27 protein-coding genes and 2 pseudogenes are annotated in these 23,971 nt (G+C 62.4%); 20 read left to right on the plus strand and 9 right to left on the minus strand.

The annotated features are described in order from the left end of the window. Positions 1-31 precede the first annotated feature (31 nt). The gene (locus QP165_RS19550) at positions 32-1,201 is read right to left on the minus strand and encodes a hypothetical protein (RefSeq protein WP_051916164.1); all 1,170 of its coding nucleotides are present in this window, start codon (positions 1,199-1,201) and stop codon (positions 32-34) included. A 261-nt stretch (positions 1,202-1,462) separates the two neighbouring features. Between QP165_RS19550 and copM the strand changes: the two genes are divergently transcribed. Then, entirely contained in the window at positions 1,463-1,843 is a 381-nt protein-coding gene (gene copM, locus QP165_RS19555) for a CopM family metallochaperone (RefSeq protein WP_031392885.1), read from the plus strand. Next, a complete protein-coding gene (locus QP165_RS19560; RefSeq protein ID WP_056677682.1) occupies positions 1,840-3,258 on the plus strand; it encodes a YncE family protein in 1,419 nt (472 codons plus the stop codon). The genes copM and QP165_RS19560 overlap by 4 nt, the downstream gene beginning before the upstream one ends. 350 nt (positions 3,259-3,608) lie before the next feature. Here the strand turns inward: QP165_RS19560 and QP165_RS19565 are convergent, their stop codons facing one another. The 3 genes from QP165_RS19565 to parA all read right to left on the minus strand — a co-directional run bounded on the left by QP165_RS19565 (position 3,609) and on the right by parA (position 6,154). After that, entirely contained in the window at positions 3,609-4,958 is a 1,350-nt protein-coding gene (locus QP165_RS19565; RefSeq protein ID WP_236701726.1) for an IS1182 family transposase, read from the minus strand. 247 nt (positions 4,959-5,205) lie between these two features. Then, on the minus strand, positions 5,206-5,475 hold the full coding sequence (locus tag QP165_RS19570) for a ribbon-helix-helix domain-containing protein (protein WP_031392883.1): 270 nt from the start codon (positions 5,473-5,475) through the stop codon (positions 5,206-5,208). A gap of 1 nt (position 5,476) precedes the next feature. Next, complete coding sequence (gene parA, locus QP165_RS19575) at positions 5,477-6,154, minus strand: ParA family partition ATPase (protein ID WP_031392882.1); 678 nt, start codon at positions 6,152-6,154, stop codon at positions 5,477-5,479. A 201-nt stretch (positions 6,155-6,355) separates the two neighbouring features. Between parA and QP165_RS19580 the strand changes: the two genes are divergently transcribed. The 4 genes from QP165_RS19580 (at position 6,356) to QP165_RS19595 (ending at position 9,198) form a co-directional block, all read left to right on the plus strand. Beyond that, the gene (locus QP165_RS19580; protein WP_031392881.1) at positions 6,356-6,826 is read left to right on the plus strand and encodes a hypothetical protein; all 471 of its coding nucleotides are present in this window, start codon (positions 6,356-6,358) and stop codon (positions 6,824-6,826) included. A 146-nt stretch (positions 6,827-6,972) separates the two neighbouring features. Further along, positions 6,973-7,536: a recombinase family protein gene (locus QP165_RS19585; RefSeq protein ID WP_056677686.1), complete on the plus strand. Its 564-nt coding sequence runs from the start codon at positions 6,973-6,975 to the stop codon at positions 7,534-7,536. A gap of 607 nt (positions 7,537-8,143) precedes the next feature. After that, a complete protein-coding gene (locus QP165_RS19590; protein WP_056677689.1) occupies positions 8,144-8,626 on the plus strand; it encodes a helix-turn-helix domain-containing protein in 483 nt (160 codons plus the stop codon). Beyond that, positions 8,626-9,198, plus strand: coding sequence for a PIN domain-containing protein (locus QP165_RS19595; RefSeq protein WP_056677692.1), 573 nt, complete (start codon positions 8,626-8,628; stop codon positions 9,196-9,198). Before QP165_RS19590 ends, QP165_RS19595 begins: the two co-directional genes overlap by 1 nt. Positions 9,199-9,419: 221 nt before the next feature. Here QP165_RS19595 and QP165_RS19600 read toward each other — a convergent pair whose 3' ends face one another. The 4 genes from QP165_RS19600 to copC all read right to left on the minus strand — a co-directional run bounded on the left by QP165_RS19600 (position 9,420) and on the right by copC (position 13,702). After that, the gene (locus QP165_RS19600) at positions 9,420-9,803 is read right to left on the minus strand and encodes a MerR family DNA-binding protein (protein ID WP_055763348.1); all 384 of its coding nucleotides are present in this window, start codon (positions 9,801-9,803) and stop codon (positions 9,420-9,422) included. Then, positions 9,800-12,082, minus strand: a complete 2,283-nt coding sequence (locus QP165_RS19605; RefSeq protein WP_200909707.1) for a heavy metal translocating P-type ATPase — start codon at positions 12,080-12,082, stop codon at positions 9,800-9,802. The genes QP165_RS19600 and QP165_RS19605 overlap by 4 nt, the downstream gene beginning before the upstream one ends. Positions 12,083-12,270: 188 nt before the next feature. Then, the gene (gene copD / locus QP165_RS19610) at positions 12,271-13,329 is read right to left on the minus strand and encodes a copper homeostasis membrane protein CopD (protein WP_333997081.1); all 1,059 of its coding nucleotides are present in this window, start codon (positions 13,327-13,329) and stop codon (positions 12,271-12,273) included. Position 13,330: 1 nt separating this feature from the next. Beyond that, positions 13,331-13,702 carry a copper homeostasis periplasmic binding protein CopC gene (copC, locus tag QP165_RS19615; protein ID WP_055763339.1) on the minus strand — a complete coding sequence of 124 codons (372 nt, stop codon included), beginning with the start codon at positions 13,700-13,702 and terminating at the stop codon, positions 13,331-13,333. Between the two features lie 122 nt (positions 13,703-13,824). Here copC and QP165_RS19620 point away from each other — a divergent pair, with 122 nt between their 5' ends. The 13 genes and pseudogenes from QP165_RS19620 to arsH all read left to right on the plus strand — a co-directional run bounded on the left by QP165_RS19620 (position 13,825) and on the right by arsH (position 23,290). Continuing rightward, complete coding sequence (locus QP165_RS19620; RefSeq protein WP_055763369.1) at positions 13,825-14,097, plus strand: hypothetical protein; 273 nt, start codon at positions 13,825-13,827, stop codon at positions 14,095-14,097. Further along, positions 14,094-14,534: a periplasmic heavy metal sensor gene (locus tag QP165_RS19625; protein ID WP_055763336.1), complete on the plus strand. Its 441-nt coding sequence runs from the start codon at positions 14,094-14,096 to the stop codon at positions 14,532-14,534. Before QP165_RS19620 ends, QP165_RS19625 begins: the two co-directional genes overlap by 4 nt. Further along, the gene (locus QP165_RS19630; RefSeq protein ID WP_055763333.1) at positions 14,531-15,124 is read left to right on the plus strand and encodes an RNA polymerase sigma factor; all 594 of its coding nucleotides are present in this window, start codon (positions 14,531-14,533) and stop codon (positions 15,122-15,124) included. Before QP165_RS19625 ends, QP165_RS19630 begins: the two co-directional genes overlap by 4 nt. A 43-nt stretch (positions 15,125-15,167) precedes the next feature. Further along, positions 15,168-17,105 (plus strand): copper resistance system multicopper oxidase, encoded by a 1,938-nt coding sequence (locus tag QP165_RS19635; protein WP_056405756.1) that lies wholly within the window; start codon positions 15,168-15,170, stop codon positions 17,103-17,105. Next, complete coding sequence (locus tag QP165_RS19640; RefSeq protein WP_055763326.1) at positions 17,102-18,313, plus strand: copper resistance protein B; 1,212 nt, start codon at positions 17,102-17,104, stop codon at positions 18,311-18,313. Before QP165_RS19635 ends, QP165_RS19640 begins: the two co-directional genes overlap by 4 nt. Next, entirely contained in the window at positions 18,310-19,056 is a 747-nt protein-coding gene (locus QP165_RS19645; protein ID WP_268795171.1) for a PepSY domain-containing protein, read from the plus strand. Before QP165_RS19640 ends, QP165_RS19645 begins: the two co-directional genes overlap by 4 nt. 36 nt (positions 19,057-19,092) lie before the next feature. Next, positions 19,093-19,482 (plus strand): DUF305 domain-containing protein, encoded by a 390-nt coding sequence (locus QP165_RS19650; RefSeq protein ID WP_235516307.1) that lies wholly within the window; start codon positions 19,093-19,095, stop codon positions 19,480-19,482. A gap of 54 nt (positions 19,483-19,536) precedes the next feature. After that, a complete protein-coding gene (locus QP165_RS19655; RefSeq protein ID WP_055763320.1) occupies positions 19,537-19,980 on the plus strand; it encodes a DUF411 domain-containing protein in 444 nt (147 codons plus the stop codon). Positions 19,981-20,153: 173 nt separating this feature from the next. Then, a pseudogene (locus tag QP165_RS19660) lies at positions 20,154-20,477 on the plus strand (ArsR/SmtB family transcription factor); the annotation flags it as partial. A 19-nt stretch (positions 20,478-20,496) separates the two neighbouring features. Continuing rightward, positions 20,497-20,925 carry an arsenate reductase (glutaredoxin) gene (arsC, locus tag QP165_RS19665; RefSeq protein ID WP_082446616.1) on the plus strand — a complete coding sequence of 143 codons (429 nt, stop codon included), beginning with the start codon at positions 20,497-20,499 and terminating at the stop codon, positions 20,923-20,925. Next, positions 20,925-22,211, plus strand: coding sequence for an arsenic transporter (locus QP165_RS19670; RefSeq protein WP_055763311.1), 1,287 nt, complete (start codon positions 20,925-20,927; stop codon positions 22,209-22,211). The genes arsC and QP165_RS19670 overlap by 1 nt, the downstream gene beginning before the upstream one ends. Beyond that, a complete protein-coding gene (locus tag QP165_RS19675) occupies positions 22,208-22,531 on the plus strand; it encodes a YnfA family protein (protein ID WP_055763308.1) in 324 nt (107 codons plus the stop codon). The genes QP165_RS19670 and QP165_RS19675 overlap by 4 nt, the downstream gene beginning before the upstream one ends. Continuing rightward, a pseudogene (arsH, locus tag QP165_RS19680) lies at positions 22,531-23,290 on the plus strand (arsenical resistance protein ArsH). Before QP165_RS19675 ends, arsH begins: the two are co-directional and overlap by 1 nt. A 56-nt stretch (positions 23,291-23,346) precedes the next feature. On the opposite strand, the gene QP165_RS19685 reads toward arsH, so the two are convergent. Then, a complete protein-coding gene (locus tag QP165_RS19685) occupies positions 23,347-23,562 on the minus strand; it encodes a hypothetical protein (RefSeq protein WP_055763301.1) in 216 nt (71 codons plus the stop codon). Positions 23,563-23,741: 179 nt separating this feature from the next. Here QP165_RS19685 and QP165_RS19690 point away from each other — a divergent pair, with 179 nt between their 5' ends. Further along, entirely contained in the window at positions 23,742-23,930 is a 189-nt protein-coding gene (locus QP165_RS19690; RefSeq protein ID WP_041394287.1) for a hypothetical protein, read from the plus strand. The last annotated feature ends 41 nt before the right edge of the window (positions 23,931-23,971 follow it).

Consider the following 23,971-nt stretch of genomic DNA (forward strand, 5'->3'; position numbering starts at 1 on the left):
CCTTGGGAAATTACAGACGGTGTAAGACCGATCAACGCGCCGCCACGGCAAGCGCCGCATCGCGCCCGGATGGCACCAGATTGGCGAGACCTTTTCCTGATCGCACGGCACCAGGAACGTAGATCAGGCTTTGCGCATCCGTACTGATAGGGATTGTCGACACGGTGGTGTACGTCAGCGTGTCGATCCCAGCGACCTTGTTGGTTCCGGCCAGGCTGGCATAGATTCTCGTACCATCGCCCGACGGCCAAACCGCACTTGGAGCCGCTTGTAGCGGGACGGTTGCCACAGCCTCCAGGCTGTCGGTTCTATAGACCTTGATTGCAGGTTGATCGCCGCCAATGCTGACATAGGCAAAGGAATCGTCCGCGCGCTGGGCGAAGTTGACCGCGCCCGTTGCTGGACCAGTGTTTATCACTTCGCGTACCGCAAACGGCGGTTTGGCAGCAAAAACCGTGGTCGTGCCGCTCTCGCGGCGTGTTGCCCAAATCTGTTTGCCATCTGGCGAGACCGCGATTGCTCCCTCACCTGCACCGTTGCTGGCAACGTGTCCGACGACGCGCCGATGCTCGACGTCGACAACCAGGATGGACGGCCTTTCAGTAAGCGATACAAAGGCATAGCGTCCGTTTGGCGACAGGATGGTCGCGCCCGCTCCGCCACTTGCTGGTACGCGGGTGATCTCCCGCGCGGTCTTAGGATCCACGACCGCGATGGCATGTTCATCGCCGAGCGAAACCCAGAGTTCGTGCCCATTGGGCGTAAACGCGACGGCGGTAGGCGACGTCTGGAACACGGTCCGGCCTCGTTCCGTGTTCGTGGCCAGATCTACGAGCGTCACACTGTGCTGCGCTAATGCCGATACCGCCAGGGTCCGCCCGTCACGCGTTGCAGCCAGGTGCTGGACTTTGGGGCTGGAAAAGCTGGGCTCAGCTATCGCGCTTTTGGTGAGGTCGATGCGTCCCAGTTCGTTGCCCGCTGCAGGATCGATGACAACGATCTTTGTCGATGTCGGGTCAGACACATAGATCCGGTCATGATGACTAAGGTCGATATCAGCCTTCGACCACGGTGCCTGAACCGCCTTGATATCGCAGGGAAAGTCGTCCGCCGCAGGTGCAGCCCAATAGGCCTGAGCGATCGCCGGGACTGGGGCTACGGAGGCCAACATCGCGGCAACCAGAACGATCGCAGCTTTCATCGTTTGATCCTTATCGCGGATCCGGCGGGTGATCGTGCCAGTCCGATGCCGCTAGATCGACCGATATCTCCCCTGCGTCCAACGCATGGTAACGATGGTTTCAATACGAAAACGCGATCATAGATTGTCTACCGTTCTTTTTAGATGATCAGAACAACCATGCTTATGCGTTGGATCGATGGCTGAGCTGCGATCATTTACGCTGTCACGCTCGGCATTCATCGCTCGCGTGTCATAAATGGGAATACTAAAGGCATGACGATGAAATCTCGCACGGCCTTGCTAACGGCGATAGCCGTGTCCGTATCAACGGGTGCGTTAGCGCAAACGGACGGTTTCGCGTCCGCAATGGATGCGGCGATGGCGCGGATGCACGGCGCGATGATGACCGGTTATTCAAGCGATCCCGATCGCGACTTCGCAAGAATGATGATCCCGCATCATCAGGGTGCGATCGACATGGCCGAAGTCGAACTGCGGTTCGGCAAGGATGAACGCCTGCGCCGGCTCGCCCAGGGAATCATCGTCGAACAGCGTCAGGAAATCGCGGTGATGCAGGGCATCCTATCCGAAGGCGGCGCGTTGCTGCCTCACACCGAACCGACCGCGACCGGTCACCCCCATCACGGAGACCGTCCATGAAGCGTTTCACCCTAACCGCCTGCGCCGCCTTGTGTTTCTCGGGCCCTGCGTTTGCCCAGCAAGTGCCGAACGCGACCCCCGACGTCCCCGTCAGCGCGCAGGACCGGTTCTACACCTCGGACCAGTTCTCCAACACCGTGTCGGTGATCGATCCGTCGACCAACACGCTGCTCGGCATGATAAAACTCGGCGACCAGACCCCCGCGAACCTCAGCCCGCTCTACAAGGGACAGCTGCTCGTCCACGGCATGGGCTTCTCGCCTGATCGCAAGACGCTGGCGGCGATCTCGATCGGCTCGAACTCGGTGACGTTCATCGACACTGCGACCAATGCCGTGAAGCATACGACCTATGTGGGCCGATCGCCGCACGAAGCGTTCTTCCGCCCCGACGGTCGCGAAGTCTGGGTCGCGGTGCGCGGCGAGGATTATATCCAGGTGCTCGACGGCAAGACCTTCGCGCCGACTACGCGCATCCCCGTTCCTAATGGCCCCGGCATGACGATCTTCTCGCCGAACGGGAAATACGGTTACGTCTGTTCGAGCTTTTCTCCCGAGACCGTTGTGATCGACACCGCCTCGAAGAAGATCGTCGGTCGCGTCAAGCAGGCGAGCCCGTTCTGCCCCGACATCGCCGCGACGCCCGACGGCAAGCAGGTCTGGTTGACGCTGAAAGACGTCGGCAAGGTCATGGTGTTCGACGCCAAGCCACCCTTCGCAGTGCTCAAGACGTTCGACACAGGCGCGATCACCAACCACGTCAACATCGCCCGCACCAAGGCTGGCCAGTTCGCCTATGTGACGGTCGGCACCGAGAACGTCGTCAAGGTGTTCCGCACCACCGACTTCGCGCAGGTCGCGAACATCCCGGTCGGCGCGCTCCCGCACGGCCTTTGGCCGTCGGGCGACGGTACGCGGATGTATGTCGGGCTGGAGAACGCCGACGCAGTCGCGGCGATCGATACCGCCAGCAACACCGTTATCGCGACGATTCCGATCGGTCAGGGGCCCCAAGGCGTGGCCTACGTTCCCGGCGCGGTGCCGGTAGGCGATGGCCGTGCAAACCTGGTGCCGCTCGCCCAGGCCGGCATGAAGATCCAGCTGACTCTATCCGGGACTGGGCGCAGCCAGGTGACGCTGTTCGATCAGGGCCAAGTCCAGATTTTGCAGGCGGCGGTTGCGGGCCTCAGTCCAAAGATGCCCTATGTCCTTGGGCTATCCTCCCGCGCTGATGGCAGCGGCGTGATCCAGCCTCTGGCGAAGTTCATGACCAATCCGGCGGGCGGCGCGATAGTCAACACGCTCGGACCGCTCCGCCAGATCGTCAGCGACGCAAAAGGCGACATGCGCCGTTACCTCGTCATTGCTCCGGGCGACCCGATGATGCCGGGCGCCGTCGTTCAGGTGCAAAAATGAGGATTCCGGTGAAACCTGCGATCTCTTGTCCGTATCCGGTATCTTGGTCATGACGCTGGTATAGGCTGCCGCAGCGTTTTGAGACTGTCGGAAAACACACCAGACCGTCCGAGAACTCCGGGATGGCCATGCCGTTAGGCGCGCGCTGCCCTGGAGGGCGCTCGAGGCAGAATTTCTGGATTGGATCGCTCGTCGGCGGGCAAATCCCTCACATTGGGCATCGTCAGCGCGATATTCTCTTGAGAAATGGATGTCCGGCCTTTTCAGGCCTGCACGGCGCGGAGCAGGGCGGGAATGCCGAGGATGTTGATGGCTCGCCGCAGGTTGTAGGCGAGCGCCGTCAGGCTAAACTAGGCGTTGACGTTGGCGAGCCCGCGCATGAGGAACGCACCCTGGTTCATCCACTGTTTGATTGATCCAAACGGGTGCTCGACCGTCTCGCGTCGCTTGTCGAGAATATCGGGCCTCGCGACAAGTCGTTCGGCCATGCGTTCAAGCACAGCCTCGTTTTCCCAGCGATCAATAGTTCGCCGGGAGCCCGAAGTGCATTGCGGCTTTAGGGAGCAGGTTTGGCAGGCCCGCATATTGGTATAGCGGATGGCGATATGCTCGTCCTTGCGGGTGCGGGTATAAGGATCAAGGCGATCACCACTCGGGCAGACGTAACAGTCGGCCTCCGGGTCGTAGCGAAACTCGGTTCTGTTGAAATAGCCGCTTGCAACCGCCGAGCCGCGCTGCGGCCGCGCGACATAGGGCACGACGCCGATATCCTCGCAGGCAGCGATGTCCTCGCCCTTGTAGTAGCCCTTGTCAGCGACTGCATCGATACGTTCGACGCCCAGCACCTCACGCGCGGCACCGGCTGTCTGGGCCAGGAATCCAAGGTCGCTGCCCGAATTGGTGACGTTCTGCTCGACGATCAGCTTGTATCGGGCATCGACCGCGACCTGTGCGTTGTAGCCCACCCCGACCTTGGGGTGCATCGCCATCCCCCGGGCATCAGGGTCGGTAAGTGACAGCTGGCTCTCACCGCTGGCGACAAGTTCGGTGAGCATCGCCTGGTGCAGCTCACGCCGTGTTCGCACCCGCGCGAGCTTCGCCTCGAGCGTGGCCGCACGGCGCGCCGCGCCTTGCGCCTCGATTTCCGCGCGGTCGGCCCGATCAAGCCGTCCCAAATACTCTTCGATCCGCTCGTCGGCCAGCTTGATCCATCCGGCCAGCTTTTGCTGCGTGAAGTTGCGCTTGCGGCTGTTCACCGCCTTGAGGCGCGTGCCGTCCACGGCAACCAGTTCCCGCCCGAACAGATCGAGCTTGCGGCACAGCAGCACGAAGGCGCGAAACAGCGGCTTGAATGCTGGCCGGTTCACGCGCCGAAAATCCGCGATCGTGCGAAAGTCGGGACGCAGGCCGCCCAGCAGCCAGATCACTTCGAGATTGCGCCCGGCTTCCGCCGCCAGGCATCGGCTTGAGCGGACCCTATTGAGATAGCCATAGAGGTAAAGCTTCAGCAGATCCGCGGGATCGTAGCCGGGTCGGCCCGTCGCCTTTGGCCGAAAGCGGTCAAAGCCAAGTTCCCCCAGATCCAGATCGTCGACGAAGGCCGCGATGAAACGCACCGCGTTGTCTGCCGCCACATAGTCATCGACCGAGGCTGGCAGCAGCAGCATTTGATCGCGCGATTGACGTTCGATGTAGCCCATGCCCGATCATACCGGATACGAAACCTGACGGGAATCCATCACGCAGTTTTCGGACAGTCTGACATGCTTTCGGACAGGGTGCGCTCCGGCCTTGGGTCGTGGTGCCAACAGGATGGCAGAGTGTGCGACAAACCCTGTCGCTTTGGTCAGCTGTACGGAAACCCGAATCTGGGGGTTTGCTGACACCCGATCGCGTTAGCGTACATCTGGGTCCGTTCTATGTGCAGCCCCTCTTCAAAGCTGCGCGTCACCGCTCCCCGAACGGGTGCTTGCCGTACTGGCGCATGAGAAGGTCGATTGCCTCGCCCATCAAGGCCTGAAGGGTAGTTCCGTTCTCGGCCGCCAGCACATTTAAGCCTCGGCTAACTTCCGGACTAAAGTATGCGCTGACAGCCTTCTTGCCCTGCCGCGCCGCCGATCGCACCGACGCCGAGCCCTCAATGGCTGGGGTCGAGACGCTCGGCTCCACCTTCGCGCGTTCTGCACGCTGCTGCCTCATGGCGCCAAATTTGCTCATGTCAGCCTCGCTTCTTTCTGCCCTGCTTACTTGTGGGCAAGTTCACACGTTCGCTTGTCCACGTCCATAGCGCGGCGATCTCCTCCGCCGCCTTACCGTCAGGCTCCGCCTCTATCGCGGTTTTCCCTTGCGCCGTGCTGTGGTGATAGATCGCGCGCATCGTGAGCATGACGGGCGCGACCGGCACACCCATACCCTCAACGCCTTCGCTGCCCTCAATCAGCTCCCGCGCGTCTCTGTAAGTAGTTGGCGCGCGCTGAGGACCGCCCATGAAGAGCACGAAGGCCGGCTTGCCTGCTGCCTTCACCAGCTCGGCCGTCGTTTCAACGGCTGACAAGTCGAACGCTTGGGGACGACAAGGAATAAGGATCAGGTCCGCAGCCTTGCACGCCTCGCGCGCCATGATGTCCGCGTGTGGGGGCGTATCGATAATGACTAGGTCCGCGCCTAGATCGGCTGCTTGCTGCACCTTGCGCGGAAGGAGGGTGGGGGAGGCACAATCTACGACCTCAGGGTCCGCGCCGCCTCGCCAGTGGTTCCATTGGCTAGCGGTCGCTTGCGGGTCCGCGTCGAGGATCAGCGCGGAGAGGCCCGCACTGGTGGCGGCACCGGCAAGGTGGATGGCAAGCGTGGTCTTACCCGCTCCGCCCTTCTGGCTGATGATAGATATGGTCTTCATGTAGCCCCTGCACGTGTTCGCGTGTGAACATGATGGATAGCACACAAGTGAGCAAGATAACAATCTCACTTGTGAACTGATAGCCTTCGCGGCCTGTAGCAGCGTGGTTGGGTGGTCGTAAGCTGCACCCGAGGTTCGCGGCATAAGGGAGCATACGTGACAGGAATATCAGGGGGGTCAGGATCAGGCGGCTGGACGTGGGTGCAAGGCTTCGGAACGGCCTTTGCGGGCGTGCTTGCCTACCTTGGCGCGCGTTTTGGCGCGCAGGCCGGGAAGGAGAACGCAGACAAGGCCATCTTCGTCCAGATCGTCACCAGCGAGCGCGCGGTATGGCGAGAAGCAATGCGAGGGCTGGTTGTAGAGTTAACGGCCGAGGTGCGGCGTGGTGCAGTTAGCCCTGCCAAGCCGGTGAATTGGCGAAAGGTACATGCCGCGCGCGCTGGTATCGTACTCCGCCTAAACCCGGCCTGCCGCGACGTAGGGACTGAGGACAAACATGCCCTGGATCGCGCGCTCTTCCGCGCAGTCGAGGAGCTAGTGAGTGCGCGGCATACTCCAAAGCCCGATTGGCTCAAAAAGGCGGATACGGTCGAGAAAGCAGCCCAACGGCTCATCAAGAAGGAATGGGACAAGTCGAAGAAGGAGGCTCGCACAGGCAGGCTTGAAGAATGAGGCTGTGAGGGCCGCAGGATAGCAACTGTCGACTGTCGCAAATGTTCTAAGTTTTGCGACAGCGTTCCTGAAAACTGTTTTGTCTCATTTAGCGTTGTCGCAAAAGTCTGTTGCATAATACTCACATTTCGATACAGTTATGCGACATGTTGATTGGCTACGCCCGTGTGTCCACCGATGACCAGGATCTCCGGCTGCAACGCGCCGCGTTGAAAGAGGCCGGATGCAAGCGGACGTTCGAAGAAAAAATCTCTGGCGCAAAGCGTGACCGGCCTCAGCTTGCCAAGATGATCGAGCAACTGCGTGACGAAGACACGGTGGTGGTGACGCGGCTTGATCGGTTGGCACGCTCGACCCGCGACCTGCTCGATATTGCCGAGAGACTGAAGGAGGTCGGCGCCGGTCTGCGTTCGCTGGCCGAGCCCTGGGCGGATACGACCTCGCCTGCGGGCCGCATGGTGCTGACCGTGTTCGCCGGCATCGCCGAGTTCGAGCGCGAGCTGATCCACCAGCGCACCGGCAGCGGACGGGTAGCAGCCAAGGCAAGAGGGGTGCGCTTCGGCCGTCCGCCCAAGCTCACCCCCGATCAGGTCGCGCTCGGCGAACGATTGATAGGCGAAGGCACATCGGTGCGCGAAGCCGCCAAGCTGCTCAAATGCCATCATGCCACACTCTACCGGGCGCTGACCGCAGCGACGGTGGCTCCATGATGCGGTGGGCTGAGCAACCTGACGTTTCGGCAGGGAGGGCCTGATGCCTATCCGCCCCGAGCACGTGTTCCTGTATCCGATCGACTGGGCGCAGCTCTCGCACCAGATACGCTTCGTGCGGGCGGGGGGACACTGCGAGCATTGTGGACGCCCCCACAGGCAGAAGGTCTTCCACCTGGGCGACGGACGGTGGTGGGATCGGAACCGGCAATGCTGGCGCAATGGCCGGGGCCGGCGTGTGCAACGGCCTACGGAGAACATTCTGCTACAAGGCCGGTGGACACCGGTGGTCCTGGCCTGTGCGCACCTCAATCATGATCCGAGCGACAGTGCGCTTCACCAGCTCGCAGCGCTCTGCCAGCGCTGCCACATGCTCCACGATGGACCGGAGCATCGACGCCGTCGCTGGATGAACGCGCACTATCGGCGTGCGTTGGGTGATCTGTTCTACGGCCCATACCCCAAGCTGGGAGGCGACTGGATCACACCAACCCCCTCAGCATGCTCGACGATCACCGCAGTGGAACGTCCTCCCGTTGACACTCGTTTCACTTATTGCGTTTACAAGTCGCAATCACTAGATGGCTTCCGCTCTGGGAGACGAAACATGGCCGCCGTGGCCTTCAATATCGACGAGGCCTACGAGCCTACTGCACACGAGATCGAGGCGGCCGGTAACGCCGCGCGTGCACTGTCGAGGGTAGATTCCAGCCGCCCTATTCACCTGACTGTAGAAGGGGCAGGCGAGGACGTTATCAGCCTGCCTTCTGGTGTGTTCAACAGTATCGTCAAGATGCTGGTTGAGATCGGCAACGGTCATGCCGTCACTGTTGTGCCAGTACAGGCAGAACTTACAACCAGCCAGGCGGCCGATCTGCTCAACATGTCGCGTCCACACCTCATCAAGCTCTTAGAACGCGGTGACCTGCCGTTCCGGATGGTCGGCACGCATCGTAAGCTGCTCGGGCGCGACGTGCTGACCTACCGCAGCCGCATGGATGCGGCCCGGCATGAGGCCTTGCAGGGGATGGCGGACCTGGATCAGGAAGCTGGCCTCTTCGATGATCACGCACCCCTCGATCGTCCCTGATGCTGGTCGGCCGCTACACCGTCCTGCTTGATGCCAACGTCATGCACCCCTCCATCGTGCGGGGTGCGCTTTTGTGGTTCGCCGCCAACCGGCTGTTCCGGCCGCTCTGGAGCGAGGCGATCCTGGCCGAGTGGGAGGAAAGCCTGAGGCGGCGGTTTCCTGATTTGCCAACTGACCATTTCCAACGCCAGCGGGCCTACATGGACAGCTTCGGGGAGGCGCTGGTGGAAAGCTATGAATCGCTGATGCCTGCCCTGACGCTGCCTGATCCCAAGGACGTCCATGTTCTTGCAGCAGCGATTCACGGCAGAGCCGATGCGATCGTCACTTACAACCTCAAGGATTTTCCGGTCGAAGTGGCCGCCCGCCACGGTATCGAGGTGAAGCATCCCGACGACTTCATCGTCAATGTCATCGATCTTGATACGGCCAAGGCTCTGACCGCGATCGGTAGCCAGCGCCGTCAGTTTCGCAATCCCGCTGTAACCGCCGAAGATTACCTCGACCGCTTTCGGAAAAGCGGCTTGGTCCAAGCGAGCCACCGACTGCAACCCCTCGCCGAGCTATTTTAAATGAGGGTTCTGACACCAGCAAGCGCTTGAAAGGCGCTGACCTATCTCAAGCGTCAGAACCGTTCGGTTTTGACACAAAGCTTCCTCGAAAACGATGGTCTTTTGGGAACGATAGATCTTTCCCAAAAGCCGTTTTCACACGAGAAGGGAGAACACTAGAACCGCTTGCGAACGCCCACAGGCGGTAGAGCGCGGCACGCTAAGCGCCGCGCTCGATCGGATTATTCAGCGAGGCTTTCGATAATTGGGCACTCCGGGCGATCATCGCCGTGACAGCGCTCAACCAAGTCGATCAGCGCCAATTGCATAGCTTTCAACGCGCGCGCCTTGCGGCCCAGCTCGGCAGCGCGCGCTTTCGCCAGCGCCTTAACTTCGGCGCTCGACCGATCCCGATCCGACCACAAGCCGAGTAGCGTGCGGATCTCCTCGATTGGAAACCCAAGGTCTCGCGCGTTGGCGATGAACCGCAGCCGATGAATGTCCACTTCCGAATAATCCCGGTAGCTCCCGCGCCGGAGCGGTGCGGGCACAAGGTCGATCTTCTCGTAGTGGCGGATCATGCGTTGCGAGACGCCGCTGGCCTCCGACGCCGCCCCGATGTTCATAGTTTCACCGTGTTCAGACGCAGCGCGTTGAGCACGACGGTGAAGGAAGAGAGGGCCATCGCAGCGCCAGCCAGCATTGGTGACAGAAGGATGCCGGCAACGGGGTAGAGCACGCCGGCCGCGACGGGCACGCCGACCCCGTTGAACAGGAATGAGAAGAACAGGTTCTGCCGAATGTTCCGCATCGTCGCACGGGCGAGCTTGCGCGCGCGCACGATCGCCGAAAGATCGCCGCGTGTGAGCGTCATGCCCGCGCTTTCTATCGCTACGTCGGTTCCCGTCCCCATCGCGAGCCCAACGTCGGCAGCGGCCAGCGCCGGGGCGTCGTTGATACCGTCGCCGGCCATTGCAACCTTGGCACCATCAGCTTTCAATTCGCCGATGATCCGCGCCTTATCTTCCGGTCGCAGATCGGCGCGTACATCGTCCAGGCCGCCCACGGCGCGCGCAACCGCATCGGCCGTCCCGCGATTGTCGCCCGTCAGCATGATAACGCGCAGACCTTCCTTGCGAAGAGCCGCGATGGCGTCGCGCGCCGAAGGGCGCACCGGGTCAGCAACCGCGAGCAAGCCCGCGAGTGCGCCGTCGATCGCGATCAGGATGACGCCGGCTCCCTCGCTCCGATGGCGATCGGCCGAAGCGTCGAGTGACTGGGGATCGGCACCGACCCGGCTCATTTGTGCGGCATTGCCGATCACCACCGATCGGCCGCCAACCGTGGCACTGACACCCATGCCGGTCTGCGAAGCGAAGTCTGCGACCGTGGCGAGTTGCAATCCGCGTTCCTTGGCGGCGACGACGATCGCGTGGGCTAGCGGGTGTTCGGACTGTCCTTCGACAGCCGCAGCGAGCGCGAGCATGTCGTTCTCTCCAACGGTGCCGGTTGCCTCGATCGCGACCAGCGACGGCTTGCCTTCCGTTAGCGTGCCCGTCTTGTCGATGACCAGCGTATCGACCTTATCGAGTGCCTGTAGGCTTTCGGCATTCTTGACGAGCACGCCGGCCTGCGCGCCGCGGCCGGTGCCAACCATAATCGACATAGGGGTCGCGAGCCCGAGCGCGCACGGGCAGGCGATCACCAGCACGGCGATCGCATTAAGAAGGGCGTGACCCATGCGTGGCTCGGGACCGACCAGCGACCACACCACGAAGGTCGCGACCGAGATCAGCACGACCAAAGGTACGAACCAGCCCGATACCCGGTCGGCGACCGCCTGGATCGGGGCACGGCTGCGCTGCGCTTCCGCGACCATGCGGACGATGCGCGCCAGCATCGTGTCCGAACCGACCGCGCCGGCTTCCATAACGAGGCTGCCCGTGCCGTTCACCGTCCCCCCCGTGACTGCGGCATCGACTTCCTTGAGGACGGGGGCCGGCTCGCCGGTGAGCATGGATTCATCGACCGAGGAGCGACCCTCGACCACCACGCCATCGACCGGGATCGCATCGCCGGGGCGGACCCGCAACCGATCTCCGGTTGCCACGTCGGCAAGGCTGACTTCTTCCTCTGACCCGTCAGACCGCAACCGTCGCGCTGTCTTGGGAGCGAGGTCCATGAGGGCGCGTATCGCGCGGCCAGTCGCCGCTCTGGCGCGCAATTCGAGAACCTGTCCGAGCAACACCAGTGTCACGACGACGCCGGCAGCTTCGTAATAGACTGGGACCATGCCCCCGTGCATCCGGAACGTCGCAGGGAAGATGCTGGGCGCGAGTGTTGCGACCAGGCTGTAGAGGAATGCCGCACCGACGCCGATCGCGATCAGCGTGAACATATTCAGATGGCGGGTGCGAAGCGACATCCACCCCCGCTCGAAAAACGGCCATCCCGCCCACAGCACAATTGGCGCAGTGAGTGCGAGTTGGACCCAAGGCGAAGCGGTAGGGCTAACAACATGGAGCCCAAACATCTCGGCGAACATCGAAACAATGAGCAGCGGAACGGTGAGCGCTCCTGCTACCCACAAACGCCGGGTGAAATCGACTAGTTCTGGATTGGGACCGTCATCGAGCGACGGCTCTTCCGGTTCGAGGGCCATGCCGCAAATGGGGCACGTTCCCGGCCCTTCCCGACGAATCTCAGGGTGCATGGGGCACGTCCACATCGCTCCCGGGGTTGCCACCGGCTCGGGCTTTGGCTTGGCCCCAAGGTAAGCATCAGGGTCAGCGACGAACTTGGTTCGACACCCTGCACTACAGAAATGATACTCGTGCCCGGCATGCTCGGCATGGTGCGCTGTTTTTGCCAGATCAACGGTCATGCCGCATACCGGGTCGGTCACTGTGGCAGAAGGTTCTCCGCCCGCTTTCCCTGAGCAGCATCCTTCCTTGGCAGCTTGTGGAACAGCCGGAGATTTGGAGGACGAGCAGCAGGACGCGCCCGCCTCGCGCTCGATCGCAGCAGCTTTATCAGCTTGCTTGTTCGAGCACCCGCAGCCCCCGGCCAAATGGGCGTGGAAATCAGGGTCGTTCATAGAAAAACTCCTTCAACCCGAGAGCATGTAGGGTCTGACACCGTGTCAGGGTCAAGCCCCCCTTCCAACGACTCACGGCACCTAATTAAATTACGTCGCAAAGCTCGATTGCCCTCAAACCAATAGCTACATGGCCGACGCAGGGGTTCGAGCGTGCCGAGCCAACCTACCAGCACGAGGATCGCGACCACGCACGAAGCCTCGACTGCAAGACTTGTTCGCAAGGTTCGCAGCGCGCCTTTATAATCGCCTGCTGACACCGATCGTTCGAATGCCGGTGTAAAGCGGAAGCGGTTAAGCGAAGCGAGTCCGAGCATCCCACCCAACAGCACAAGCTTGGCGATCAAGAGCCTGCCGTAGACCGTCGTGCCGAGGGTCGGGAGATTGCCAAGGCCAACCAACAGCCAAGCGTTGATGAGGCCGGTGATGACGATCGTACCGACGACAATCGTGCCGGTCAGACCGAACCCGTGCAGCGCTCGATAGGTCAGTGCGAGGTGGGCGGCATCGGTGCGCCGCGCTGGTCGTGTCACCAGCAGCCCAAGCCCGAGCAGCGCTCCCACCCACGCACCAGCGCTCAGGAGATGGAGGATATCGGCCGCCAGATGCACCCACCCGGTCGCGCCTTCGTCCATCGCCCCGTGCCCCGTCCAGGCGAGCGTTGCGAGAGCGACGCCGGAAAAGATGGCGACCAAGCCAAGCGGCATCGTGCGCCGCGCCGCTATTAGGGCAGCGATAGACGCCACCAAGAGCGCGATCATGCGTACTTTCCATGCCGTGCCCGTTGCGGAGTCAGAGAGCAGCATTCCGACTGCTTCCCGATCGATCGGCCACGGAGGTGCACCTGCCATCGCGGCTGCGAGCAGCGCGACCGCTATGCCGGAGAATAGCAGGGCGAGAAGCCCGGTCCCGAACAGCCAAGGGCGGAAGGCAAGCGCGTTGCCGCGCTCACCGACCTTCAACCCGTAGAGGCCGAATGCCGAGAGGCCGAACAGCCCGCTCAGCGTCACGTAAAGCGCGAAGCGAACCGCGATCAGCGGCCAGTCGGCTTCCACCTTACTTCACCGTGAAGGCGTAGTTTCCGGTGATGCGGTGTGTGTCGGTCGAGACCACATGCCAGGCAAGCTTATAGCTACCCGCGCCGAGCGGCGACTTGGGCGTGACGACGAGGGTGCGACCGTCCGAGCCGACAGTTGCGGTCCCGACGACTTTCATTGGTGCGTGCGTCATGCCGCCATGCCCGGTCATCATCAGATCCGCACCGGAAAACTTGGGCATCAGCTTCTCGCTGAAGCGCAGTGTGACATTGGCGGGCTTCGCGACCATCGCATTCGGTGCCGGGGATGCGGATACGAGTTTGGGATGGGCCTGGGCGGCTCCGGCAAGGCCGAGAAGGACGACAGCGGTAGGAAGGAAGACGCGACGCATGGGAATACTCCGATCAGGTTCGTGCCTGTTCTACGCGGCCCGGCCGCTCGCCCCTCATGACGGAAGTCGAGGGGTGATGGGCATCGCTGCGTAACAAGTGGTAGAGGCGCGGAGTGGACAGCATGGACGATCTAGACAGAACATTGGCGAGGCTCGCGGGCGCACCCGTGCCGGCATCGCTGGACGGGATCGAAGCGCAGGTGTTCGCACGCATCGGTGCGCAGCCCGTCGCACGGTTGACCGGATTGGGCGTCGGGGGCGTGATGGTCGCAGCGCTCGCGATCGGCATGGTTGGCGCGGAACTTCCGGCGACCGCCAGCCCTGCGGTGTCGCTTTCGCCGCTCGGGGGCGCATCACCACTGGCGCCATCGGTCTTGCTGATTGGTGAGCCATGACATCGACCAAGCGGCTTATCGTCTGCGTTGTACTGGCCTTCCTCGCGGCTATCGCAGGCGTATTTCTTGCGCGCGTGTTGCTGCCCCAGCCTAAGCAACCGGGCACCGCCTTGCACGAGGTCCTGCACCATAAGCTGGCGCTTGATGGCAATCAGCAGGCCCGGCTGAAAAGCCTAGAGGACCGGTTCGCGGTGCAACGCCACGCGCTGGAATTGGAAATGCGCGCGGACAATGCACGGCTAGCCGAGGCCATTGAGACCGAGCATGGCAACGGCCCCAAGGTGACCGCCGCGGTCGATCAGAGTCATGCGGCGATGGGCGAGTTACAGAAGGCAACGTTGGCGCATATCTTCGCCATGCGGCAGCTTTTGCGCCCGGATCAGACCCCCCAATTCGATGCTGCGGTGGTGAAGGCGCTCACCGACGACCAGGGGTGAGCCTCGATTGGACCACCCTGTCCGACGGCGAACTGGCGACGCTCAGCATCGCTGGCCGACAAGCGGCATTCTCCGAAATCATGCGTCGCTATCGTCAGCCTATATTCCGGCTCGCGCGCGCCTTTGTCGGCGAGGCCGACGAAGCGCTCGATTTGGTTCAAGAGACGTTTGTCGCGGCGCATCAGGCGATGCCGCGCTACGATACACAGCGGGCGATGAAAGCATGGCTTTCTACGATCGCCGTCAACAAATGCCGGGATTGGGCAAGGAAGCGCGCGGTCCGTCGGTTTTTCTCCTTTGCCGCACCGCTCGACGAACAGGCCGAGACGATCGCGGACGATCAGGTAGCAATCGATGACGCAGCAGCCGATCGGCAGGAACTTGCCAAAGTGACGCGCGCCATCGCGACCTTGCCGATGAATCTCAAAGAACCGTTGGTGCTCCGCACGATCGAGGGTTTGAGCCAGGCGGAAACGGCCGATGTATTGGGGATCAGCCAGAAGGCGGTCGAAACCAGGCTATATCGGGCTCGCGCGCGCCTCGCCGAAAATTTGAAAGAGAACCAAGGGGTAGGCGCACGGGACGCGTAAGAGGTGAGACGGGCCGGCAGCGGCTCAATCCCAAGGAGCTACCATGTCGCGCGTTCTAGACCGCCGCCAATTGCTGCGCGGTGCCACTCTTGCAGGAGGCGGTGTTGCGCTGTCGGCATATATGCCGGCATGGGCGCAGCCTGTTTCCGCTGGTATTGTGAAGCCGCTGCCTACTGTATCGGGTGATGAAATCCGGCTCCGGGTCGCGCACCAGATGATGATGATCGACGGACGGCAGAGCCACGCCATCGGCATTAACGGCACTGTGCCCGCACCGCTGATCCGGCTGCGGGAAGGTCAGACCGTGCGGCTGCATGTCGAGAACGGTCTTGATGAGCAGACCTCGTTGCACTGGCACGGCCTGATCGTGCCGTTCCAGATGGACGGCGTGCCGGGCGTTGCCTTCCCCGGCATCGATAAGCGCACGACCTTCACCTACGAGTTCCCGATCGTGCAGGCCGGCACCTATTGGTATCACAGCCATTCCGGGTTGCAGGAGCAGATGGGGCTCTACGGCCCCATCGTGATCGACCCCAAGGGCGTTGACCCGATCCAGTCGGATCGCGAGCACGTTATCGTGCTGTCCGACCACAGCCAGCTCCACCCGCATCGCATCTTCATGAAGCTCAAGAAGCAGTCGGGCTATTTCAACCGGCAGCAGCAGACGCTCGCCGGCCTGCTCAAGGGCGAGGACCAGCCGCTCAAGGATCGCCTCGATTGGGGCAAGATGCGGATGGACCCGACCGACGTCGCCGACGTGACGGGTTCAAACTACACCTATCTCGTCAACGGGCATGGGCCGCAGGACAATTGGACGGGGCTGTTCAGGCCGGGCGAGCGGGTGCGGCTGCGTGTCATCAATGCGTCCGCGATGACGACCTTCAACGTCCGGATTCCGGGGTTGAAGCTGAGCGTTGTCCAGGCGGACGGCCTCAACGTCCGTCCCGTTGAGGTCGACGAGTTCCAGATCGGCGTGGCCGAGACCTACGACGTGATCGTCACTCCATCGGACGAGCGCGCCTACACGCTGGTCGGTGAGAGCGTGGACAGGTCCGGCATGGCGCGCGCAACGCTAAGCCCCCGCGAAGGCATGGCCGCTGAAGTCCCTCCACTTCGCAAGCGCCCTGTCGCCACCATGAAGGACATGGGGATGGACATGAACATGGATATGTCGGGCGGCGGTTCGATGCAGGGCATGGACCATAGTGGCATGCCTGGAATGGATCACGGATCAATGGCCACGGCTGAAAAGCCCGCCGCTGCGATGGACCACGCGCAGATGGACCACGGTGCTGCCGGTGCCGGCGCGGGCGGAATGGCCGGGATGGATCACGGCGCGATGCAGTCGGGTGCTACGATGCCAGGCATGGCAGGTGCGCCCGACGCCGCAGGTGGTATGGCAATGGGCGGCATGGCGGGCATGGACATGAACATGCGCGACTTTTCGAAAGCGCCGGGCGTGAAGAAGGGGCCGGGTGTCCAGACCATCTCGCCGATGCCGATGGATCGTACCGGCGACCCCGGTCAGGGTCTGGAGAATGTCGGGCATCGTGTGCTGAATTACCGCGATCTGGTCGCGGTCGATCGCAATCCCGATCTGCGCGCGCCGTCGCGCGAGGTGCAGATCCACCTTACCGGCAACATGGAACGCTACATGTGGGCGCTCGACGGTGAAAAGCTGTCCGAGGTGAAGGCACCGATCCCATTTCTTGCTGGCGAGCGCGTCCGCGTCACGCTGGTCAACGACACGATGATGGGCCACCCGATCCACTTGCACGGCCACTTCTTCGAATTGGTGACGGGGCACGGCGCGTACAGCCCGAGAAAGCATACCGTCATGGTCCAACCGGGGGGCAAGGTCAGTTGGGACGTGACCGCCAACGAGGGCGATTGGGCATTCCACTGCCACATGCTCTACCACATGCACGCGGGCATGATGCAGGTCGTCCAGGTCCGTTCGGCGAAGGGAGAGGCGGCATGAAGGCGCTGCTTCTCGCCGGGATCGGCGCGCTGGTCGCCACGGCACCTGCCACGGCGCAGACGATGGACCATTCAATGATGCCGGGCATGAGCATGCCGGGCATGAAAATGCCGGCGAAAAAACCGACCGCTAGATCGAGACCGGCCACAAAGCGGGCCCCTGCCAAGAAGGCAGCGACTAGGAAGGTCCCGGCAAAGCGTCCCTCCAAGCCTGCAGCCGATCCACATGCCGAACACACGATGCCCGGCATGGACATGAGCGGTGCGAACGCGGCCGATCCGCACGCCGGCCACGACATGTCCCAAATGTCAGGCATGAACCCTGCTCCGGCTACCGCAACAGGCGAGCACACCGGCCATGATATGTCGGCGATGCCCGGCATGGATATGGCACCCGGCCAGCCAACGCAGCATGACATGTCTTCAATGCCGGGAATGGCGACCGTGCCTGTCGGTACAGACCTGAAGCCGGGCAATGCGCCCGCGCCTGCACCATCTCCGGTGCTGGCAGCGTCTCGCTATTACGGCGAGGCAGCCATGAGCGATGCCAACCGCGACCTGCGCCGCGAGCATGGCGGAATGACCTACTACCAAGTGCTCTTCAACCTTGCCGAGTATCAGGCGCGCAAAGGCGGGGACGGCTATCGATGGGATGGCGAGGCTTGGATCGGGGGAGACATCAACCGTCTCACCCTGAAGAGCGAAGGCGAGGGCACATTTGGCAAACCGCTCGAAGCGGCCGAGGTGCAGGCGCTCTACAGCCGTGCGCTCGATCCCTATTGGAACCTTCAGGCGGGCGTCCGCTACGACTTCAAGCCGAACCCTTCTCGCACCTACGCGACGGTCGGGATCGAGGGGCTTGCGCCCTATTGGTTCGACGTCGAGGGGGCACTGTTCCTTTCTGACAAGGGCGACGTGCTTGGCCGAGCCGAGGCATGGTACGACGAGCGAGTGACACAATTCTTCGTCCTTCAGCCTCGCGTGGAAGCCAACTTTGCAGCCCAAGACGTGCGCCAGGACGGCATCGGATCGGGGCTTACGGACCTCGAACTCGGGCTCAGGCTGCGCTACGAAAAGTCGCGTGAGTTTGCGCCCTACATCGGCGTGTCGTGGGAAAGGCAATTCGGCGACACGGCACGCTTCACGAGAGCACGCGGTGATGACACGGGCGGCTTCAGCTTCGTTGCCGGCGTGAGGACCTGGTTCTGAGGAGCGGCAGGCTCCGCCTTCATGTCGGTGCCAGCAAGCTTCATCGCTGGCTGGCACTGATTATCGGGGTGCAGCTACTGCTCTGGTTCTCCAGCGGCTTGTTGATGAGCATCCTGCCGATCGAGCGGGTACGAGGAGAACACCTCGTTGCACGCGAGAACACGGCGACGATCGATCCGGCTCAGGAGTTTGCTTCCCCGGCATCGGTGTTGGGCGCTGCCCCCGGCCCGGTGCGCGAACTGCGCTACACGACCTTGTTCGGACAACCCGTCGCCGAGTTGACGATGGCTAACGGCACGGTCCGGATGCACGACGCCCGGACCGGTTTGCCGATGCAGCGTATCGATGCGCCCTTTGCGCTACGAGTTGCACGCGCGGCATATCGCGGCCCCGGTGTCCCTGTTGCGTCCGTCATGTTTGCTCGAACAGCGAGCACGGAGTTTCGTGGCAAACTGCCGGTCTGGCGTGTGGAGTTCGAGGACGCCGAGACGACGCGCGTGTTCGTGTCACCGGAGAACGGTAGGATTGTCGGTGTCCGAACGGGTACGTGGCGGCTCTATGATTTTTTCTGGGGCCTCCACATCATGGACTGGAAAAACCATGAGAACTTCAACACCCCTTGGATGATGGCATTTGCAGCTGGGGGGCTAGCCCTTGCGGTGGCAGGCGTGGTGCTGCTCTACATGCGCTGGCCGCGCCGCAGGCAAAGAAAAGTCCAAGGGGTGCACGACGTTGCCGCGTAACTCTCTCTAGGTGGGGGATACCTCGGGAGAACGACTATGAAGACCATTACCACGATCGGCATGTTAGCCGCAGCGCTCGCCGCCAGTCCGCTTGCCGCACAGAGCAGCATGGCGGGCATGGATCATAGCCAGATGCAGGGAATGGATCATTCCAAGATGATGAATGATCCGGGCAATCCTTACGCCGCATCCGAGATGGACATGCATCAGAAGATGATGGCCGCGAAGCAGGGAGACGCATCGGAGATGTGGACCCGCAAGATGATCGAACATCATCGTGGAGCCGTTACCATGTCGCGCGTGGCGCTTCGGGACGCGAAGGATGCCGACACGAAGCGGATGGCGCAGATGACCATTACGAAGCAGGAAAAGGACATCGCCGAGCTTCAGGGCTGGCTCAAGTCGCATGGCAAGCGCGCCCAATAAGGCCGCTGGCAGGAACCCCGCCCCCGGGCGGGGCTTCACCAAAGGAGTTTAGCAATGAAGTTTACGATCCGGAGTGCGATCGTCGCCGCAGCGATGATGACCCCGGCTGTGGCCTTAGCGGCGAACAGCATTGCCATGCACCGCGATCCAGGGTGCGGCTGTTGCGAGCAGTGGGCCAAGCAGGTCCGTCAGCAGTTCGGGCGCAACGTGCAGATCATCGATGACGCTCACCGCGATGTGCTTCAGCGCAAGATGGGTGTCCCCGCCGACCTCAGTTCATGTCACACCGCGGTAGTCGACGGTATGGCATTTGAGGGCCATGTACCGATTGCCGACATGAAACGGGTGCTTGCCCAGCATCCCAAAGGCGTAAACGGGCTTGCCGTGCCGGGTATGCCGGTGGGATCACCTGGCATGGAAATGCCGGGCATGAACGCACAGCCCTATGAGGTGATCGCGTTCGGACCAACCGGACGCAAGGTGTTCGCCCGCCATTAAAAGAGGGAGGCGCGGACGCCTCCCTCCCATTTACTTTTCATGCCCGACATGTCGTGGCCGGCATGGTCTTTACGCCTGCCGCTTTCATGTCGGTGCAGGGCGTTGTCGGAATCGATAGTGGTTTGAAGATCGTGAGAGCTTTCATAACTTAACATATCCGCTATGCCGGATGCATGGATAACGATTCGGCTATCATTGCGCTTGGTGCGCTCGCGCAAGGCACACGCCTCGACGTGTTTCGCCTGCTGGTTCGCCACGAACCGGACGGCATGGCGGCGGGTGAAATTGCCCGTCAGCTCGACGTGCCGCAGAACACCATGTCCGCGCACCTCGGCATTCTCGCGCGCGCCGGCATCGTGCGCTCGGAACGGCATAGCCGGTCGATTATTTACCGTGCCGATCTAGACGGGCTGCGCGCGCTAACGCTGTTCCTCGTCAAGGATTGCTGTGCCGGCTCGCCTGAACTGTGTGCGCCGCTCCTGGCCGAACTCACCCCTGCTGCTGAAAGGACGCCCCGTGGCCGTCGATATCGTGATCTATCACAACCCCGAGTGCGGCACGTCGCGCAACACGCTGGCGATGATCCGCAATGCTGGCATCGAGCCGCACGTCATCGAATATCTGAAAACCCCACCCTCGCGCGCGTTGCTGGTCGAGCTGATCGACCGCGCCGGGATCACGCCCCGCGATCTGCTACGCGAGAAGGGGACGCCCTATGCGGAGCTGGGCCTTGGTGACGATGCGCTGTCAGACGACACGCTGGTGGACGCGATGATGGCGCATCCGGTCCTCATTAACCGGCCGCTGGTCGTCTCGCCGCTCGGCGTGAAGCTGTGCCGACCGTCCGAAGCGGTCCTCGATCTGCTGCCTGATGCCCAACAGGGCGCGTTTGCCAAGGAAGACGGCGAACAGGTTGTGGATGCTTCGGGCCAGCGCATCGCCTGATGCTGCTCGCGTTCGCTATCTTCGTCGTCACGATCGCGCTCGTCATCTGGCAGCCCAAGGGCCTGGGCATCGGCTGGAGCGCGCTAGGCGGCGCGGCCGTCGCGCTACTCGTCGGGGTCGTTTCGCTCTCTGACGTGCCGGTGGTGTGGGGCATCGTCTGGAACGCGACCGCGACGTTCGTCGCGATCATCATCGTCAGCCTGTTGCTCGATGAAGCCGGGTTCTTCGAATGGGCGGCGCTCCACGTTGCGCGCTGGGGCGGGGGGCATGGTCGTCGGCTGTTCGTGCTGATCGTCCTGCTCGGGGCGGCGGTGTCGGCGCTGTTCGCCAATGACGGCGCCGCGCTGATCCTGACGCCGATCGTCATCGCGATGCTGAGGGCCCTGGGATACAAGGACAAGGCGACGCTGGCGTTCGTCATGGCGGCGGGGTTCATTGCCGATACCGCAAGCCTGCCGCTGATCGTCTCCAACCTCGTCAACATCGTGTCGGCCGACTTCTTCCGGATCGGCTTTGCCGATTATGCCTCGGTGATGGTGCCGGTCGATCTGGCGTCGATCGCCGCGACGCTGGTCGTGCTGCTGCTGTTCTTCCGGCGCGACATACCCGCCAGCTACGATGTGGCGCAGCTCCGCGCGCCCGCTGATGCGATCCGTGACCATGCCACATTCAAGGCGGGCTGGGTCGTCCTCGCCCTGCTGCTCGCCGGCTTCTTCTTGCTCGAACCTATCGGCGTGCCGGTCAGCGCCGTCGCTGCTGCCGGTGCCGTGCTCTTGCTGGTCATCGCCGCGCGCGGCCATGTCATCCAGACGCGCAAGGTGCTGGCCGGCGCGCCGTGGCAGGTCGTGATCTTCTCGCTCGGCATGTACCTGGTCGTCTATGGCCTGCGGAATGCCGGACTGACCGACCATCTTGCCGGCCTGCTCGATCGCACCGCGCAAGGCGGCGTTTGGGGTGCGGCGTTCGGCACCGGGATCATTGCCGCGCTGCTGTCGTCGGTGATGAACAACATGCCGACCGTTCTGGTGGGTGCGCTGTCGATCGACGCGACGCACGCCACGGGCGCGATCAAGGAAGCCATGATTTACGCCAACGTGATCGGGTGCGACCTTGGCCCGAAAATCACACCGATTGGCTCGCTCGCGACGCTGCTCTGGCTGCACGTCCTCGGGCAAAAGGGCATTCGGATCGGCTGGGGCTATTACTTCAAGGTCGGCGCGACGCTAACGATTCCGGTGCTGCTGGTAACGCTCGCGGCACTCGCGATCAGGATCAGCATGGGATGACGGCACTCGTATATCTGGCCGCGTCGCTCGCGGAAATCGCAGGCTGCTTTGCCTTTTGGGCATGGTTGCGGCTGGGCAAATCGCCCCTGTGGCTGGCTCCGGGCGTGGTATCGCTTGTGCTGTTCGCCTGGCTGCTGACACGCGTGGACAGCGATGCAGCAGGGCGGGCCTATGCAGCCTATGGCGGCGTCTACATCTGTGCATCGCTGATCTGGCTGTGGGCTGTCGAAGGGGTGAGGCCCGACCGCTGGGACGCTGGTGGAGCGACACTCTGCCTGATCGGCACCTGTATCATTCTGCTTGGCCCAAGGACCGCCTGATGCCGCTTCGCGCCCTCTCTGACCCCGATCATCTACCCGCCCTTGATCGGCGCTATGCGCTCGATCGTCCTGCCCTTGGGCTGGGCGCTGGTGATCCACCTCCGCGCATACTGTTGCTCTACGGCTCTTTGCGGGAGCGGTCCTTTTCGCGGTTGTGCGTTGAGGAAGCCGCTCGCCTGCTGCAATTTTTCGGCTGCGAAACGCGAGATCTTCGATCCTTCGACGTTGCCGCTGCCCGATCAGGTGACGGGGGACGATCACCTGGCCGTCCACGAGCTACGCGAACTGTCGATGTGGTCGGAGGGGCATGTGTGGTGCAGCCCCGAGCGCCACGGCCAGATCACCGGCATCATGAAGCTGCAAGTCGATCACCTGCCGCTGTCGATGGGTGGGATGCGCCCGACGCAGGGCCGCACGCTTGCCGTCATGCAGGTGTCGGCCGGATCGCAGTCGTTCAACAGCGTGAACACCCTGCGCGTCCTCGGCCGTTGGATGCGAATGGTGACGATCCCAAACCAATCGAGCGTCGCGAAGGCGTTTGCGGAGTTCGACGAAAGCGACCGAATGAAGCCTTCGGCCTACTATGATCGGATCGTGGATGTGATGGAGGAGCTGGTGCGCTTCACGGTCCTTCTACGCCCGCACACCACGCAGCTTGTTGATCGCTATTCCGAGCGAAAGGAGGCAGATGTGCCGATCGATAGCGCCACGGACCTTTCGAGCATCGCAACCTCGCCAACGTACCGGAAAGGCGAGTAAAGTTCTCTTAGTGTGGCGAACCGCTCCTCCGACATTGTGCATCACTGAGTGTGCTTCTAGATGCATCCAATGAAACGCCGGGCTCGCCCATTCTCCAAGATATTGCGTTCCATGGCGTTTTTCGTCCTGGCAGTGATGTTGCTGGTCCGGCTTGGCCCGCTCTGCGAGACGATGGCGATGGCCGCGCCTCCGGCTGCGTCCGCGATGATGGACTGCGCCAGCAAATCAGCAGGCGCTCCCATCAAAAAGGCACCTGCGTCGGCCTGCGCCATACCGTGCGTTGCGGTTGCCGGCGAAACCGTCGAGCATATCGGGCTGGTTCCGTCCTCCCATCTATCGCCTTGGCCAGCTCCACAGACGGGCCTTTTGGGCATGGCATACGCTCCGGCCACGCCCCCTCCGCAAACCGTGTGACGTCGAACACCATCACACGTAAATTTCGGAGAATATCATGACCAAGTTCAAGCTCATCAGCGCTGCCTTCGCCCTCACCCTGTCGACTGGCGCATTCGCCGCTGTCGCCAATTGCTGCGCCGACATGGCGTGCTGCAAGGACGGTGCGGACTGCTGCAAGGATGGCGCAAAAGCCAAGGCCGCGGACTGCTGCGATCATGCCAAGGGCGGCATGAAGCACGGCTAAAAGCTGGATAGGGGCGGGCAGCCGCCCCTATTTTCCTAGTC

Source organism: Sphingomonas sp. 22R3R2A-7 (genome assembly GCF_036856055.1).
Classification (GTDB): domain Bacteria; phylum Pseudomonadota; class Alphaproteobacteria; order Sphingomonadales; family Sphingomonadaceae; genus Sphingomonas.